Origin of the sequence: Azoarcus sp. L1K30, assembly GCF_018122735.1 — a bacterium.
Lineage (GTDB): Bacteria > Pseudomonadota > Gammaproteobacteria > Burkholderiales > Rhodocyclaceae > Parazoarcus.
Map to the genome: position 1 here is coordinate 465,907 of NZ_JAGRRD010000001.1, position 13,239 is coordinate 479,145.

A 13,239-nucleotide genomic window follows, 5' to 3' on the forward strand; every position below is an offset into this window, starting at 1 on the left:
CCATGTCGGCCCGCATGCGCTTCGTCCTCGCGGTCATCGTGCTCGGCCTGCTCATGACAGGCCCCTTCGTGCTGACCGCCATCCTGGTGTGGGTGGAAGCGAAGGGGGCGCAACGTGAGCTGCTGATCCAGGTGATCGAGCCGCTCCTGCCGCTTGGCGCCTTGCTGACCATCATGGGTTTCGCGGTGGGTGTCAGCGTATTGCGCAACCTGTTTCGTCAATATGTTCAGGGTCTGCTGCGCATGGCGGAGAACCTTCGCCTGATGCTGGGCGCCAACGCAGGGTTCCGCGTGGAACCCGACGGGCCGCCCGAGGTGCAGGCGCTCGCGCTTGCCGTCAATGAACTGGCGCAGCAGCGCGACACGGTGAGCAAGGATGTCGAGGCGCAGATCAGCGCCGCCAAGGCCTCGGTGGAGCAGGAGCGGAATCGTCTTGCCGCACTGATGTCCGAACTCACGCAAAGCGTGGTGGTGTGCAATCTGGATGGTCGCATCCTGCTCTACAACAACCGCGCCAGAATGCAGTTCAAAGCCATGTCCGACGCACCGGGGGTCGCTGGTGGCGGGGAACTGATCGGGCTCGGGCGTTCGATCTATGGGGTATTCGAGCGCAATCTCGTCAGTCATGCGCTGGAGACGATCAATCAGCGCCTGGGGCGGGAAGGGGCGCAGCCGGTGGCCAATTTCGTCACCACGACGCGTGCCGGGCAGCTACTGCGGGTGCAGATGGCGCCGGTGCTGTCGGCCGCAGAGAACGACGAGGCACGTGAGCGCAGCCTCAGCGGTTTCATTCTGATGCTGGACAACATCACGCGCACCTTCGAGAAGGAGTCGCGGCGCGACCAGATGCTGCACACGCTGACCGAGGGCAATCGGGCCGCATTGGCAAACGTCCGCGCCGCAGCCGAAATGCTGGAATACGCTGATCTGCAGGGCGAGTTGCGCGAGCGCTTCCGTGCCGTGATCCGCGACGAGACGCAGGCCATGAGCCGTCGCCTGGATCAGACCGCGAACGAGTTTGCCGATTCGCTCAAGGCGCGCTGGCCGCTGGAGGAAATGCTCGGGGCCGACCTCATTGCGGCACTGCAGCGCCAGATCGAGCAGCGCCTCAGTCTGCGTACCAAGCTCGAGGAGGTCGACGAGGCCCTGTGGGTGAAGGTCGACAGCTTCTCGCTGATGCAGGCCGTCACCTATCTGGCCAGCCGCCTGTCCGACGAGTTCGAGGTGCGCGAAGTGCGCCTGCGCCTCATTGCGGCCGGTCGCCTGGTGCATGTCGATCTCATCTGGTCGGGGCAGGCGATGAGCACGGAGACGGTGATGACCTGGGAACTCGAGCCGATGCAGTTTGCCGGCGAGAGCAGTCCGCTGACCGTGCGCGACGTGGTCGAGCGTCACGATGGCGAGATGTGGCTCGAGCGCGAGAAGGTGCGCCATCGCGCCTTCTTCCGTCTGCTCATTCCGGCCGCGGTGCCGCAAGAGCAGGTGGAGTCCGAAGCCTTCCTGCGCGGCGAGAGCCGTCCGGAATATTACGACTTCGACCTCTTCAAATGGTCGGAGAAGTCCCATGCGCTCGACGATCGGCTGCTGACGGAACTGGCGTACACGGTGTTCGATACCGAGACAACCGGCCTGAACCCGTCGCAGGGCGACGAAATCATTCAGATCGGCGCTACCCGCGTGCTCAATGGCAAGCTCCTGCGCAACGAGTCCTTCGAGCAGCTCATCGACCCGTGCCGTCCCTTGTCGGCGGAGTCGGCAAAGATCCACGGCATTTCGGAAGACATGCTGCGCGGGCAGCCGACCATCGATACGGTGCTGCCGGCCTTTCATGCCTTCTCCGCCGAAACCGTGCTGATCGCTCACAACGCGGCCTTCGACATGCGCTTCCTGCAGCTCAAAGAGACGCTGACGGGTCTGCGCTTCGATCAGCCGGTGCTCGACACGCTGCTGCTGTCGGCGGTGGTGCATCCCAACCAGGAATCGCACCGCCTCGAAGCCATCGCCGAACGCCTCGGGCTCACCATCATCGGCCGCCACACGGCGCTGGGCGACGCCATCGTCACCGCGGAAGTCTTCCTCAAGCTCGTGCCCCTGCTGGCGGAAATGGGCATCCGTACCCTGCGCGAGGCCCGAGAGGCCGCCGAAAAGACCTACTATGCGCGGATCAAGTATTGATGCCGGCTGACCACCACGTCGTCGCCGTCAGGGCCGGGAGGCGTCCTTGAGCGCCTTCTCGCGTCAGCTTCGGCGCTACTACGGCTGGTACACCGGCACCTTCGTGTTCTTCGTGATCGCGCTTGCGATCGGCGAACAGCTCGGCCTGTCGCACTATCTCATCGGCCATGTGTTCCTGTTCGTGACCATCGCGATCTACGCCAGCATCGGGGTCATGAGCCGCACCACCGATGTGTCCGAATACTACGTGGCGGGCAGAAGGGTGCCAGCGGTATTCAATGGCATGGCCACGGCGGCAGACTGGATGAGCGCGGCGTCCTACATCGGTCTGGCCGGTACGCTGTATTTCTCGGGCTTCGAAGGCCTCGCCTTCGTCACCGGCTGGACCGGCGGCTTCGTGCTCGTGGCCTTGCTGCTGGCCCCGTACCTGCGCAAGTTCGGTCAATACACGATTCCGGACTTCCTCGGCGCGCGCTACCAGGGCAACTTTGCCCGGCTGGTGGGGCTGGCGGCGACCGTGCTGGCGAGCTTCGTCTACCTGGTGGCGCAGATCTACGGTGTGGGTCTGGTGACCAGCCGCTTCGTCAGCGTCGAGTTCGAAATCGGGTTGTTCATCGGTCTGGCCGGCATCCTGGTGTGCTCTTTCCTGGGCGGCATGCGCGCGGTCACCTGGACCCAGGTGGCGCAATACGTCATCCTCATCATTGCCTACTTCGTGCCGGTGGTCATCCTGTCGTACAAGCTCACCGGCGTGCCGCTGCCGCAGGTGATGTACGGTCAGGTGCTGACCCAATTGACGGCCCGCGAGGAAGAGTTGATCAAGGATCCGGGCGAGCTCGAAGCGCGCAAGCAGTATCGCTATCGCGCCCAGGACTACGCCTCCAAGATCGCCGATTTGCCGGGTTCGCTCGAAGCGGAGCGGCGGTCGCTGATCGAGCGCCTTAACGTGATGCGGCTGGAGAATGCGTCGGCGCGGGAAATCGCCCATACCGAGCGTGCGCTGCGCGACCTTCCGCATGCCCCGGACGAGGCCCGGACGCAATGGAGCAAGGCCGAGGCCGAAGCGCTGGAGCGTTCGCGCTCGCCCCCCCGGCACGCGCAGGCGCACCCCGGCAACACACCGGAGGCGCGTACCGCCTCGCGCAACAATTTTCTGGCGCTGGTGTTCGTGCTGATGGTCGGCACCGCTGCGCTGCCGCACATCCTGATGCGCTACTACACCACGCCGGGCGTGGTCGAGGCGCGGCGCTCGGTGTTCTGGTCGTTGTTCTTCATCTTCCTGCTCTACGTCACCGCGCCCGCGTACGCGGTGTTCGCGAAATGGGAGGTGTACAACCACGTCATCGGCTCCAGCCTCTCCATCTTGCCCGACTGGGTGGTGTCGTGGGGCAAGGTCGGGCTGGTGCGCATCGAGGACATCAACGGCGACGGCATCCTGCAGCTCTCGGAACTGACGATGAACACCGACGTGATCATGCTCGCCACGCCCGAGATCGCCGGCCTGCCCTATGTGGTGACCGGTCTGGTCGCTGCGGGTGGTCTTGCCGCTGCGCTATCGACCGCCGACGGCCTGCTGCTGACCATCTCCAACGCGCTTTCGCACGATCTGTACTACAAGGTCATCAACCCCAATGCGTCCACCCATCGGCGCTTGGTCATCTCCAAGTCGCAGCTGCTGGTGGTGGCCGTCGTGGCCGCGTGGGTCGCTTCACTGCGCCCCGACAACATCCTGTTCATGGTCGGGCTGGCGTTCTCGATCGGTGCGGCGTCCTTCTTTCCCGCCCTGGTGCTCGGCATCTTCTGGAAGCGCGCGAACCGGGCTGGCGCGGTGGCCGGCATGCTGCTCGGGCTCGGGGTCACCCTGTATTACGTAGTGCGCACCCATCCCTTCTTCGGCGGCTCGATGGCCAACGCCTGGTTCGATATCAACTCGATCTCGGCGGGCGTGTTCGGGGTGCCGCTGGGTTTCATCGTGATCATGGTCGTCAGCCTGCTCACGCCGCCCCCGCCAAAGGAAATCCAGGATCTGGTCGATTACGTGCGCTACCCGCAACTGCCGCCGTCGGAGGCGCCGCCGCACTGAACCGCGGGTGATGACGTGCGGCACCAGATCAGACGCTTCGGTCTGAATCCGACGGGGGCAGGGCGGACGCCGCGATGGCGGGGGGTGGAAAATACGGGTTTTAACTTATTACTTTTGTGATATGTTGGCCGCAGTTTCCCGCGACCCGTGCATGACAGGGCGCCTTGCAACCCGTACTGTGTCCTGATCCATGCCCATCGTGCTTCGCACCTCCAGTGGTCGCCACCTGCTCGCGGTGATCGCGCTACTTTTTGCGACACTGGTGTCACCCGCCCATGCAGCCGATGATGTGCTGTCGACGCTGTTCAGGGGGCATGCTTCGATCATGCTCTTCATCGAGCCCGGCAACGGTGCGATCGTTGATGCGAATGCCGCCGCCGAGCGCTTTTACGGGCGCTCCAGAGACGAGCTCCGGGGTATGCGGATTCAGGACATCAACGCCCTGGATGACGAGGATGTAGCCGCCGAACGCGCCCGTGCGCTTGCCGAACGTCGCAATTATTTCGTGTTTCCGCATCGCGCGGCCGACGGGCGGATCCGCACGGTCGAGGTGTACTCCTCGCCGGTACGCCTTCCGGATGGACGCGATCTGCTGTTGTCGGTAATCCATGACGTATCTGGCAAGGCGCTGGCCGAAGACGAACTGCTGGCCTACAAGGGGCGTCTCGAGGAGCTGGTCGACCAGCGTACGCGCGAACTCGATGCGAGCAATCTGTGGCAGCGGCGCACCCTGTGGGGCGCCGTGGTGCTGCAGGCGCTGGCGATTGCGTTGCTGATGTTCAACATCCACCACCGACTGCGCGCAGAGCGCGCGCTCAAGCGCGAACAGGACGAGCTTCGCGACAGCCAGATCTACAACCGGCTGCTGTTCGACGATTCGCATATCCCGCTGGTGGTCATGGATCCAGCAGACAGGTGCTACATCGATGGCAATACGGCGGCGGCAGAGATATACCGCCTCCATTCGCGCGAGGCGCTGATCGGGCGGCAACCGCTCGACTTCTCGGCGCCGTACCAGGCGGACGGAAGCGACTCGGTGTCTGCGGTCGGACAGCGGATCGACGCGTGTCTCCGCGACGGTATAAGCGTCTTCGAATGGCTGCACCGGCGGCCCGATGGCGCGTTGTGGGTTGGCGAAGTCCGTCTGATGCGTTTCCAGCATCGCGACAAGGTGCTGGTGCAGTTCAGCCTGCGCGACATTACCGAAAGCAAGCGCGCCGAGGAGCGTCTGCGGCTGGCGGCGAACGTGTTTGCCCATGCGCACGAGGGGATCTGCATCACCGACGCAGAAGAGCGCATCGTGGATGTCAATCCGACCTTCATCAATATCAGCGGCTACAGCCGCGAAGAACTGATCGGGCAGACGCCGAGGCTGCTGCGCTCGGGGCGCCATGACCGCGAGTTCTATGCCGCCATGTGGTCGGCCATCGGGCGCCGCGGATACTGGCGCGGCGAGGTCTGGAACCGGCGCAAGAGCGGCGAGGTATATCCCGAACTGCTCACCATCTCCGGGGTTCCGGATTCGGGCGGCAGACTGAGCCACTATGTTGGCGTGTTCACCGACATCGCCGATATCAAGCGTTACGAAGAGCGGCTGGCGCACATCTCTCACTACGACGCCCTGACCGACGTTCCAAACCGGGCACTGCTGGGCGATCGCATGTTGCAGGCCATCGCCCAGATGCGACGCTCGGATCAGCTTATGGCGGTGTGCTTCCTTGACCTGGACGGTTTCAAGGCGGTCAATGATCGCCACGGCCATGCCGTCGGCGACAGTCTGCTGGTCGAAATGGCCGGCCGGCTCAAGGCCGCCATGCGTGGCGGCGACACCGTTGCCCGCCTCGGCGGCGACGAGTTCGCGCTGCTGCTGATCGGCCTCGATCATGTCGACGAATGCAAGCAGGCACTCGAGCGTCTGCTCGCGTCCGTGGCGCTGCCGGTCATTGTTGGCGGCGAATCCGTCGTCATCTCGGCCAGCGTCGGCGTAACGCTTTTCCCGCACGACGACGAGAGTCCCGACATCCTGCTGCGTCATGCCGACCAGGCCATGTACGAGGCAAAGCAGGCGGGGCGGAATCGCTTCCACATCTTCGACGCCGAAAACGATCGCCGCGCCCAGATCCAGCGCGAGCAGCTCAACCGCATCGAAGAGGCGATTGCCGGCGAGGAACTGGTGCTGCATTACCAACCCAAGGTCAACATGCATGCGGGCAGGCTGATCGGCGCCGAGGCGCTGGTGCGCTGGCAGCATCCCGAGCGCGGACTGTTGCCCCCGGCGCAGTTCCTGCCCCTGATCGAGAACCACGACCTGATCGTGCGCCTGGGCGAATGGGTCATCGACGCCGCGCTGACGCAAATGGCGTCATGGCGGGCACAGGACCTCGACCTGGCCGTCAGCGTGAATATTGCGGCCCGTCATCTGCAACAACCCGATTTCGTTCCCCGGCTCAAGGCCACGCTCGCGCGCCATCCCGACATTCCGTCCGGCCGCCTCGAACTCGAGGTACTCGAAACAGCGGCGCTCGAAGACATGGGACGTGCGTCGCAGGTGATCGAAGAATGCCGTGCCTGCGGCGTGCACTTCGCGCTGGACGACTTCGGCACCGGCTATTCGTCCCTGACCTATTTCAAACGGCTGCCGGCATCCGTGCTCAAGATCGACCAGTCTTTCGTGCGCGACATGCTCACCGACCAGGAGGACCACGCCATCGTGGAAGGCGTGATCGGCCTGACCCGTGCATTCCAGCGTACCGTGATTGCAGAAGGTGTCGAGACCGTGGCGCACGGTGTGGAACTCATCCGCATGGGCTGCGAACTGGGCCAGGGCTACGGTATCGCGCGTCCCATGCCGGCCGCTGCGCTCCCGATCTGGGCTCAGACCTGGAAGCCCGACCCGGCTTGGGCCGAGGCGGGTAGGGAAAGGGTGCTTGAGCTGGCTGGATGAGCTCGGCCGCGCGCGAGCACTTGGTCATGCGCGATACACCTTTCCATTGCGCCTCCACGCCGGCGAAGTGAGAGCGCGGCATTTCGACATGTCGACTTTTCTCCGCCATTCAGACGCGGCTACCGTGGGTCACCAGGGCGCGTCTCCACCGGTTTCGCGCTGCGCTCGCAGCGCTTAGGCGATGTGCCGGCAGTGAGCAAATGTGGCGTGTTGATTGGCACTGAAGCTGGCACGACGAAGCTCCCTCCCCTTCAAGGGGGCGGCGCAGGGAATTCGGCGAGCGGGAAACAGGACGCAAGATCGACTTGCAAAGCGAAGAGGCCCGGTTCATCCCCGAGCGAGCTGGGAGCACGTCATTCGGCTCGATCTTCGTTGTTAGTGTCACGCATTCTGGATGGCGCTGGGCTCACGGAGTGAGCCTGCACCCTCGGATGTGTCCGAGATTCTCCGCCCAGCATGTAATTTCTTCGGCGACCTGAACGCGCAACCCCTCCGGCCCCAGCACCTCGCAATGCCGCCCACGCTTCAACACATCCATCATCAGCTCCCGATGATCGTCATACGACACCTCCAGCGTGTCGAGCAGTGTGCTGCGTGATACGAGCCGGCGCTCCGAGAACAGCCTGCGAATGGTCACGATGCGATCTGTCTGGCTCACGGGGCGGCTCCGCGTTCGATGTTTCGATCATAACCAATATGTATGTGGCTACCAATGATGAATATCGCGCGCGGTATGCGTGGATTGGCGCCAGCGTAGCCGGATGCAATCCATAAAATTAACTATTGGCAAACGTATTGACCATTAACAAATCATCAACTAGGATGTGTTCATCCACCCATCAGGAGAAGCAATCCATGAACACCAAGGTATTTGCATCGCAGGCCGATCTCGAAGTGAAGAAGGTGAGTTTCGACAAGCTGTCGGAAAACGCTTACGCCTACACGGCCGAGGGCGACCCCAACACCGGGATCATCATTGGCGACGATTCGGTGATGATCATCGACGCCACAGCCACGCCCGTGATGGCGCAGGAGGTGATTGCCAAGGTGCGCGAGATCACCGACAAGCCGATCAAGTACGTGGTGCTGACCCACTATCACGCAGTGCGCGTGCTCGGTGCGTCGGGCTACAAGGACGCCGGGCTGGAGCAGATCATTGCCAGTCAGGACACCTACGACCTGATCGTCGAGCGTGGCCAGCAGGACATGGATTCGGAGATCGGACGCTTCCCGCGCCTGTTCAATGCGGTCGAGAGCGTGCCGGGGCTGACCTGGCCGACGATGACCTTCCAGGGCGAGATGACGCTGTGGATGGGCAAGCTCGAGGTCAAGATCAAACAGGTGGGGCGCGGGCACACCAAGGGCGACACCATCGTCTATCTGCCGTCGCAGAAGATCTGCTTCTCGGGCGACCTGGTCGAGGCCGACGCCGCCTGTTATACGGGTGATGCCTACCTGAGCGACTGGCCGCAGACGCTGGACAATCTGGCAGCGATGAATTTCGAGAAGCTGGTGCCCGGTCGCGGCCCCGCGCTGCTCGACCCCAAGCGCGTGCAGGAAGGCCTGGCCTATACCCGCGACTTCGTCTCCACGCTGTATCGCAGCGCACAGGAGGCGGTGGCGCAGGGGCTGGACCTGAAGGCGACGATGGCGCACGCGCGCAAGAACATGGATCCGAAGTTCGGTCAGGTGTTCATCTACGAACACTGCCTGCCCTTCGACGTGACGCGTGCGCACGACGAAGCCAGCGGCATCCGCGATCCGCGCATCTGGACGGCCGAGCGCGACCAGCAGATGTGGCATGCGCTGCAGGCGTGAGGATGGGCTTGCTGCAGGGGCGTCCGGGGGATGGGTTTCAAGTGTTGCCAACGAAACCGATCCCCCTCCCAACCTCCCCCTTGAAGGGGGAGGAGTTCCGTTCTTTTCCTTTCCTTGAACATACAAGGGGAAGGGACTTGCTAACGAGGTTCGGATGGCCTCTGTTTGGCTCCCTCCCCTTCAAGGGGAGGGTTGGGGTGGGGATGGGTTTGCAGCGGTCGGAGTAACCCATCCCTCTCCTAACCTCCCCCTTGAAGGGGGAGGGACAAGGTGCCGACACTGAGTTCAGGTCAACAATTGCCGGGTTGGTAGGTGACATCAGAGTAAGACATCGGTACCTGACAGCAGAGTAAGGCAACTCCCGGAAAACTCCCCCACAGATGGGCTGTACCGGGACCAACGATGAAATTGGAGGAGACAAGGTGCTGAGCACATTTAACTACCCGAAGTTCGAATACCGTCGCCCGCCCGAGATCGACTCGGGCACCGATGGTCACTATCCGGTCATCGTTGTGGGCGCGGGCCCGGTGGGGCTGTCGGCGGCAATCGATCTGGCGATGCAGGGGCAGTCGGTGCTGTTGCTCGACAACGACGACACGGTGTCGATCGGATCGCGCGGCGTGTGCTACGCCAAGCGCGCGCTCGAGGTGCTCGATCGCCTTGGCTGCGGCGAGGAGATGGTGCAGAAGGGCGTGTCGTGGAATGTCGGCCGCACCTTCTTCCGCGAAGAAGAGGTCTTCAGCTTTAACCTGTGTCCGGAGCCCGATCATCACCGCCCGGGCATGATCAACCTGCAGCAGTATTACCTTGAAGACTACCTGGTCAAGCGCGCGAAGCAGCTGCCGAACCTGGAAATGCGCTTCAAGAATACGGTGATTGCGGTCACCCCCGACCGCGAGAAGGCCACGCTGCGCGTGGAGACGCCCGACGGCGCCTACACCGTGACCACCGATTGGCTGGTGGTGGCGGACGGTGCCCGCAGCCCGATCCGCACGATGATGGGGCTGGATATCGAAGGCAAGATCTTCATGGACCGCTTCCTCATCGCCGACGTGGTGATGAAGGCCGAGTACCCGACGGAGCGCTGGTTCTGGTTCGATCCGCCTTTCCATCCCAACCAGTCGGTCCTGTTGCACCGGCAGGCGGACAACGTGTGGCGCATCGACTTCCAGCTCGGCTGGCAGGCCGATCCGGAAGAAGAGAAGAAGCCCGAAAACGTGATCCCGCGCATCAAGGCCATGCTGGGCGACGATCGCGAGTTCGATCTTGAATGGGTCAGCGTGTATACCTTCCAGTGCCGGCGCATGAACCGCTTCAATCACGGGCGCGTGCTGTTCGTGGGCGATGCCGCGCACCAGGTGTCTCCGTTCGGGGCGCGTGGCGCCAACTCGGGTATCCAGGACACCGACAACCTGATGTGGAAGCTCAAGCTGGTGATGGATGGCAAGGCGCCGGCCTCGCTGCTCGATACCTACAGCGAGGAGCGCGTGTTTGCGGCCGACGAGAATCTGATGAACTCGACGCGTTCGACCGATTTCATCACGCCCAAGAGCGCGGTGAGCAAGACCTTCCGCAACGCGGTGCTGGGGCTGGCCGAGCATTACCCGTTTGCGCGCGCACTGGTGAATTCGGGGCGCCTGTCGGTGCCGAGCTTCTTCTCCGAATCCAGTCTGAATACCGCCGATGCCGACACGTTTGCCGGCGTCATGGTGCCAGGGGCGCCGATGGACGACGCGCCGGTCGAGTCTTCGGACGGCCACAAATGGCTGCTCGGCGCACTCGGCAATCGCTTCCAGTTGCTCTACTACGTGCCCGATGCGTCGGCGCTGGATGCGGCCACGGCCCGCGCACTGGCCGGGCTGGCCGATGCGCCGATTCCGGTCGAGTCGCTGGTGGTGGCCGAGCGTGGTACCGCACCGGCCGGGCTGGTGACCCTGATCGACAGCAAGGGCCGCATCCGGGAACGCTACGATCTCACGCCCGGCGCCTGCTACCTGGCACGCCCGGACCAGCATGTCGCCGCGCGCTGGCGCGGGCTCGACGTGGCCAGCGTGCGTGCGGCAGTTGCGCGCGCCACTTGCAACGCTTAAGGAGACAACCATGGCCCTCATCACCGACGCCAACCTGCAAGAGCCCGGCAAGCGCTATTTTCGTGCGTTCTCGCCCGGCGACGATTTCTACGAAGCGCTGATCGACACCCATCGCGACCTTACCGACGAGCAAAGCGCCATGGTCAATGCGCGCTTGATCCTGCTGTTGTCGAATCACATCGGCGACATCTCGGTGCTGCGCGAGGCGATGAAGATTGCCCGTGAAGGCGTTTGATTGCTGACCCTGCAATGAAACGCGTGAAATCAGTGTCTGCACCGGGTTCCTCCCCCTTCAAGGGGGAGGCTAGGAGGGGGATGGGTTACTGCGGCGTCGGTTGAACCCATCCCCACCCCAGCCCGGTAGCCAGCGCCAGGAGGCGCTGTCGTTCAGGCGGCAGCGAGCGATGCTCGCCGAAACCCCGCCTTCACCCCCTTGAAGGGGAGGGAGCTGTGGGGCCGCACTCCACTCGGCATCACCAAATTGATTGCCGGGTCAATGAGAAAACAGAGGAGAGAGCAAACATGATCAAGAAGATTCACCACGTTGCCTACCGCTGCAAGGACGCACTGGAGACGGCGCGCTGGTACGAGCAGCACCTGGGCATGAAACTGGTGTTGTCGATCGCCGAGGATGCGGTGCCGTCGACCGGCGAAGCCGATCCCTACATGCATATCTTCATGGATGCCGGCATGGGCAACGTGCTGGCGTTCTTCGAGTTGCCGACGCGGGCGCCGATGGGGCGCGACACCAACACCCCGGCATGGACCCAGCACCTGGCCCTCGAAGTCGAGTCGATGGAAGTACTGATGGCGGCCAAGGCGCGGCTGGAAGCGGCCGGCATCGAGGTGGTCGGTCCGACCGACCACGCGCTGTTCCAGTCGATCTATTTCTTCGACCCCAATGGTCACCGCCTGGAACTGGCCTGCAACACCGGGAGTCCGAAGATGCTCGAGGCGCTGGACAAGGTGAAATGGGACATGCTCGAGGAATGGGCGAAGACCAAGAAGGCCCCCAAGCATGCGGCGTGGATGCATGACGGCAGCTACAAGGAGATGTTCAATTGAAACTCGCGACCCTCAAACAAGGCGGGCGTGACGGCACGCTGGTCGTCGTCAGCCGCGATCTCACGCGCTGCCGCGCCGTGCCGGCGATCGCGCGCACCCTGCAGGCGGCGCTGGACGAGTGGGAGGCTTGCGAGCCGCAGTTGCGCCAGGTGTATGAGGCGCTCAACAGCGGCGCGCTCGAATCGCAGCCTTTCGACCCCGCTGCATGCCATTCACCGTTGCCGCGCGCCTACCAGTGGGCCGACGGTTCGGCCTATATCAATCACGTCGAGCTGGTGCGCAAGGCGCGCAACTCGGAGGTGCCGGCGTCCTTCTACACCGATCCGCTGATGTATCAGGGTGGGTCCGACACCTTCATCGGCCCGCGCGACAAGGTGGTTGCCGACGAACGCTGGGGCATCGATTTCGAGGCCGAGGTGACGGTGGTCACCGGTGACGTGCCGATGGGCGCCACGCCTGACGTCGCGGCCCGGGCGGTGCGCCTGGTGATGCTGGTCAACGACGTGTCGCTGCGCAACCTGATCCCGGCCGAGCTGGCCAAGGGCTTCGGCTTTTTCCAGAGCAAGCCGTCGAGCGCATTCAGTCCGGTGGCGGTTACACCCGACGAACTCGGCGAGGCGTGGCGCGATGCCAAGGTGCATCTGCCGCTGATCGTCGATCTCAACGGCAAGCGCTTCGGCCATCCGAACGCGGGCGAGGACATGACCTTCAACTTCGGCCAGTTGATCGCGCATGCGGCGAAGACGCGCGCGCTTGGCGCCGGCGCGATCATCGGCTCGGGCACGGTGTCGAACAAGCAGGGCAACCTGTGGGGGTCGTCGGTCGACAATGGTGGCGTGGGCTATTGCTGCCTGGCCGAGGTGCGTACTTACGAGACCATCGAGCAGGGCAAACCCGTAACGCCTTTCATGCACGCCGGTGATAAGGTCCGTATCGAGATGGTCGACGCCGAGGGGCGCAGCATTTTCGGCGCCATCGAGAACGTGGTCGCGCCCTTCGCTGGCTGAACATCCGGCAACGCCGCCTCGCGAGGGGCGGTATACACAGAATAAGATGGAGGAGACA

9 protein-coding genes are annotated in these 13,239 nt (G+C 63.5%); 8 read left to right on the plus strand and 1 reads right to left on the minus strand.

Translation table 11 applies throughout. The features are described 5' to 3' along the window. The first annotated feature begins 2 nt into the window (after window positions 1–2). From J5J83_RS02135 to J5J83_RS02145, 3 genes are all read left to right on the plus strand, one after another. A complete protein-coding gene (locus J5J83_RS02135) occupies window positions 3–2,174 on the plus strand; it encodes an exonuclease domain-containing protein (RefSeq protein ID WP_212344753.1) in 2,172 nt (723 codons plus the stop codon). A 46-nt stretch (window positions 2,175–2,220) separates the two neighbouring features. After that, entirely contained in the window at window positions 2,221–4,257 is a 2,037-nt protein-coding gene (locus tag J5J83_RS02140; protein ID WP_212344756.1) for a sodium:solute symporter family protein, read from the plus strand. 190 nt (window positions 4,258–4,447) lie between these two features. Next, the gene (locus tag J5J83_RS02145; RefSeq protein WP_212344759.1) at window positions 4,448–7,201 is read left to right on the plus strand and encodes an EAL domain-containing protein; all 2,754 of its coding nucleotides are present in this window, start codon (window positions 4,448–4,450) and stop codon (window positions 7,199–7,201) included. A 406-nt stretch (window positions 7,202–7,607) separates the two neighbouring features. Here the strand turns inward: J5J83_RS02145 and J5J83_RS02150 are convergent, their stop codons facing one another. Beyond that, complete coding sequence (locus J5J83_RS02150; protein ID WP_212344762.1) at window positions 7,608–7,859, minus strand: hypothetical protein; 252 nt, start codon at window positions 7,857–7,859, stop codon at window positions 7,608–7,610. Window positions 7,860–8,056: 197 nt separating this feature from the next. Between J5J83_RS02150 and J5J83_RS02155 the strand changes: the two genes are divergently transcribed. The 5 genes from J5J83_RS02155 (at window position 8,057) to J5J83_RS02175 (ending at window position 13,181) form a co-directional block, all read left to right on the plus strand. Beyond that, the gene (locus tag J5J83_RS02155; protein ID WP_212344765.1) at window positions 8,057–9,019 is read left to right on the plus strand and encodes an MBL fold metallo-hydrolase; all 963 of its coding nucleotides are present in this window, start codon (window positions 8,057–8,059) and stop codon (window positions 9,017–9,019) included. A 422-nt stretch (window positions 9,020–9,441) separates the two neighbouring features. After that, on the plus strand, window positions 9,442–11,109 hold the full coding sequence (locus J5J83_RS02160) for an FAD-dependent oxidoreductase (protein WP_212344768.1): 1,668 nt from the start codon (window positions 9,442–9,444) through the stop codon (window positions 11,107–11,109). Window positions 11,110–11,119: 10 nt separating this feature from the next. After that, complete coding sequence (locus tag J5J83_RS02165; protein WP_212344771.1) at window positions 11,120–11,344, plus strand: DUF2783 domain-containing protein; 225 nt, start codon at window positions 11,120–11,122, stop codon at window positions 11,342–11,344. Window positions 11,345–11,631: 287 nt separating this feature from the next. Then, the gene (locus J5J83_RS02170) at window positions 11,632–12,174 is read left to right on the plus strand and encodes a VOC family protein (RefSeq protein ID WP_212344774.1); all 543 of its coding nucleotides are present in this window, start codon (window positions 11,632–11,634) and stop codon (window positions 12,172–12,174) included. Beyond that, window positions 12,171–13,181 carry a fumarylacetoacetate hydrolase family protein gene (locus J5J83_RS02175; RefSeq protein ID WP_212344777.1) on the plus strand — a complete coding sequence of 337 codons (1,011 nt, stop codon included), beginning with the start codon at window positions 12,171–12,173 and terminating at the stop codon, window positions 13,179–13,181. Before J5J83_RS02170 ends, J5J83_RS02175 begins: the two co-directional genes overlap by 4 nt. Window positions 13,182–13,239: the final 58 nt, after the last annotated feature.

Bases quoted from the DNA above. Each gene is read 5' to 3' on its own strand.
- J5J83_RS02135 (WP_212344753.1), top strand. From the start codon at position 3: ATGTCGGCCCGCATGCGCTTCGTCCTCGCGGTCATCGTGCTCGGCCTG.
- J5J83_RS02145 (WP_212344759.1), top strand. From the start codon at position 4,448: ATGCCCATCGTGCTTCGCACCTCCAGTGGTCGCCACCTGCTCGCGGTG.
- J5J83_RS02155 (WP_212344765.1), top strand. From the start codon at position 8,057: ATGAACACCAAGGTATTTGCATCGCAGGCCGATCTCGAAGTGAAGAAG.
- J5J83_RS02165 (WP_212344771.1), top strand. From the start codon at position 11,120: ATGGCCCTCATCACCGACGCCAACCTGCAAGAGCCCGGCAAGCGCTAT.
- J5J83_RS02170 (WP_212344774.1), top strand. From the start codon at position 11,632: ATGATCAAGAAGATTCACCACGTTGCCTACCGCTGCAAGGACGCACTG.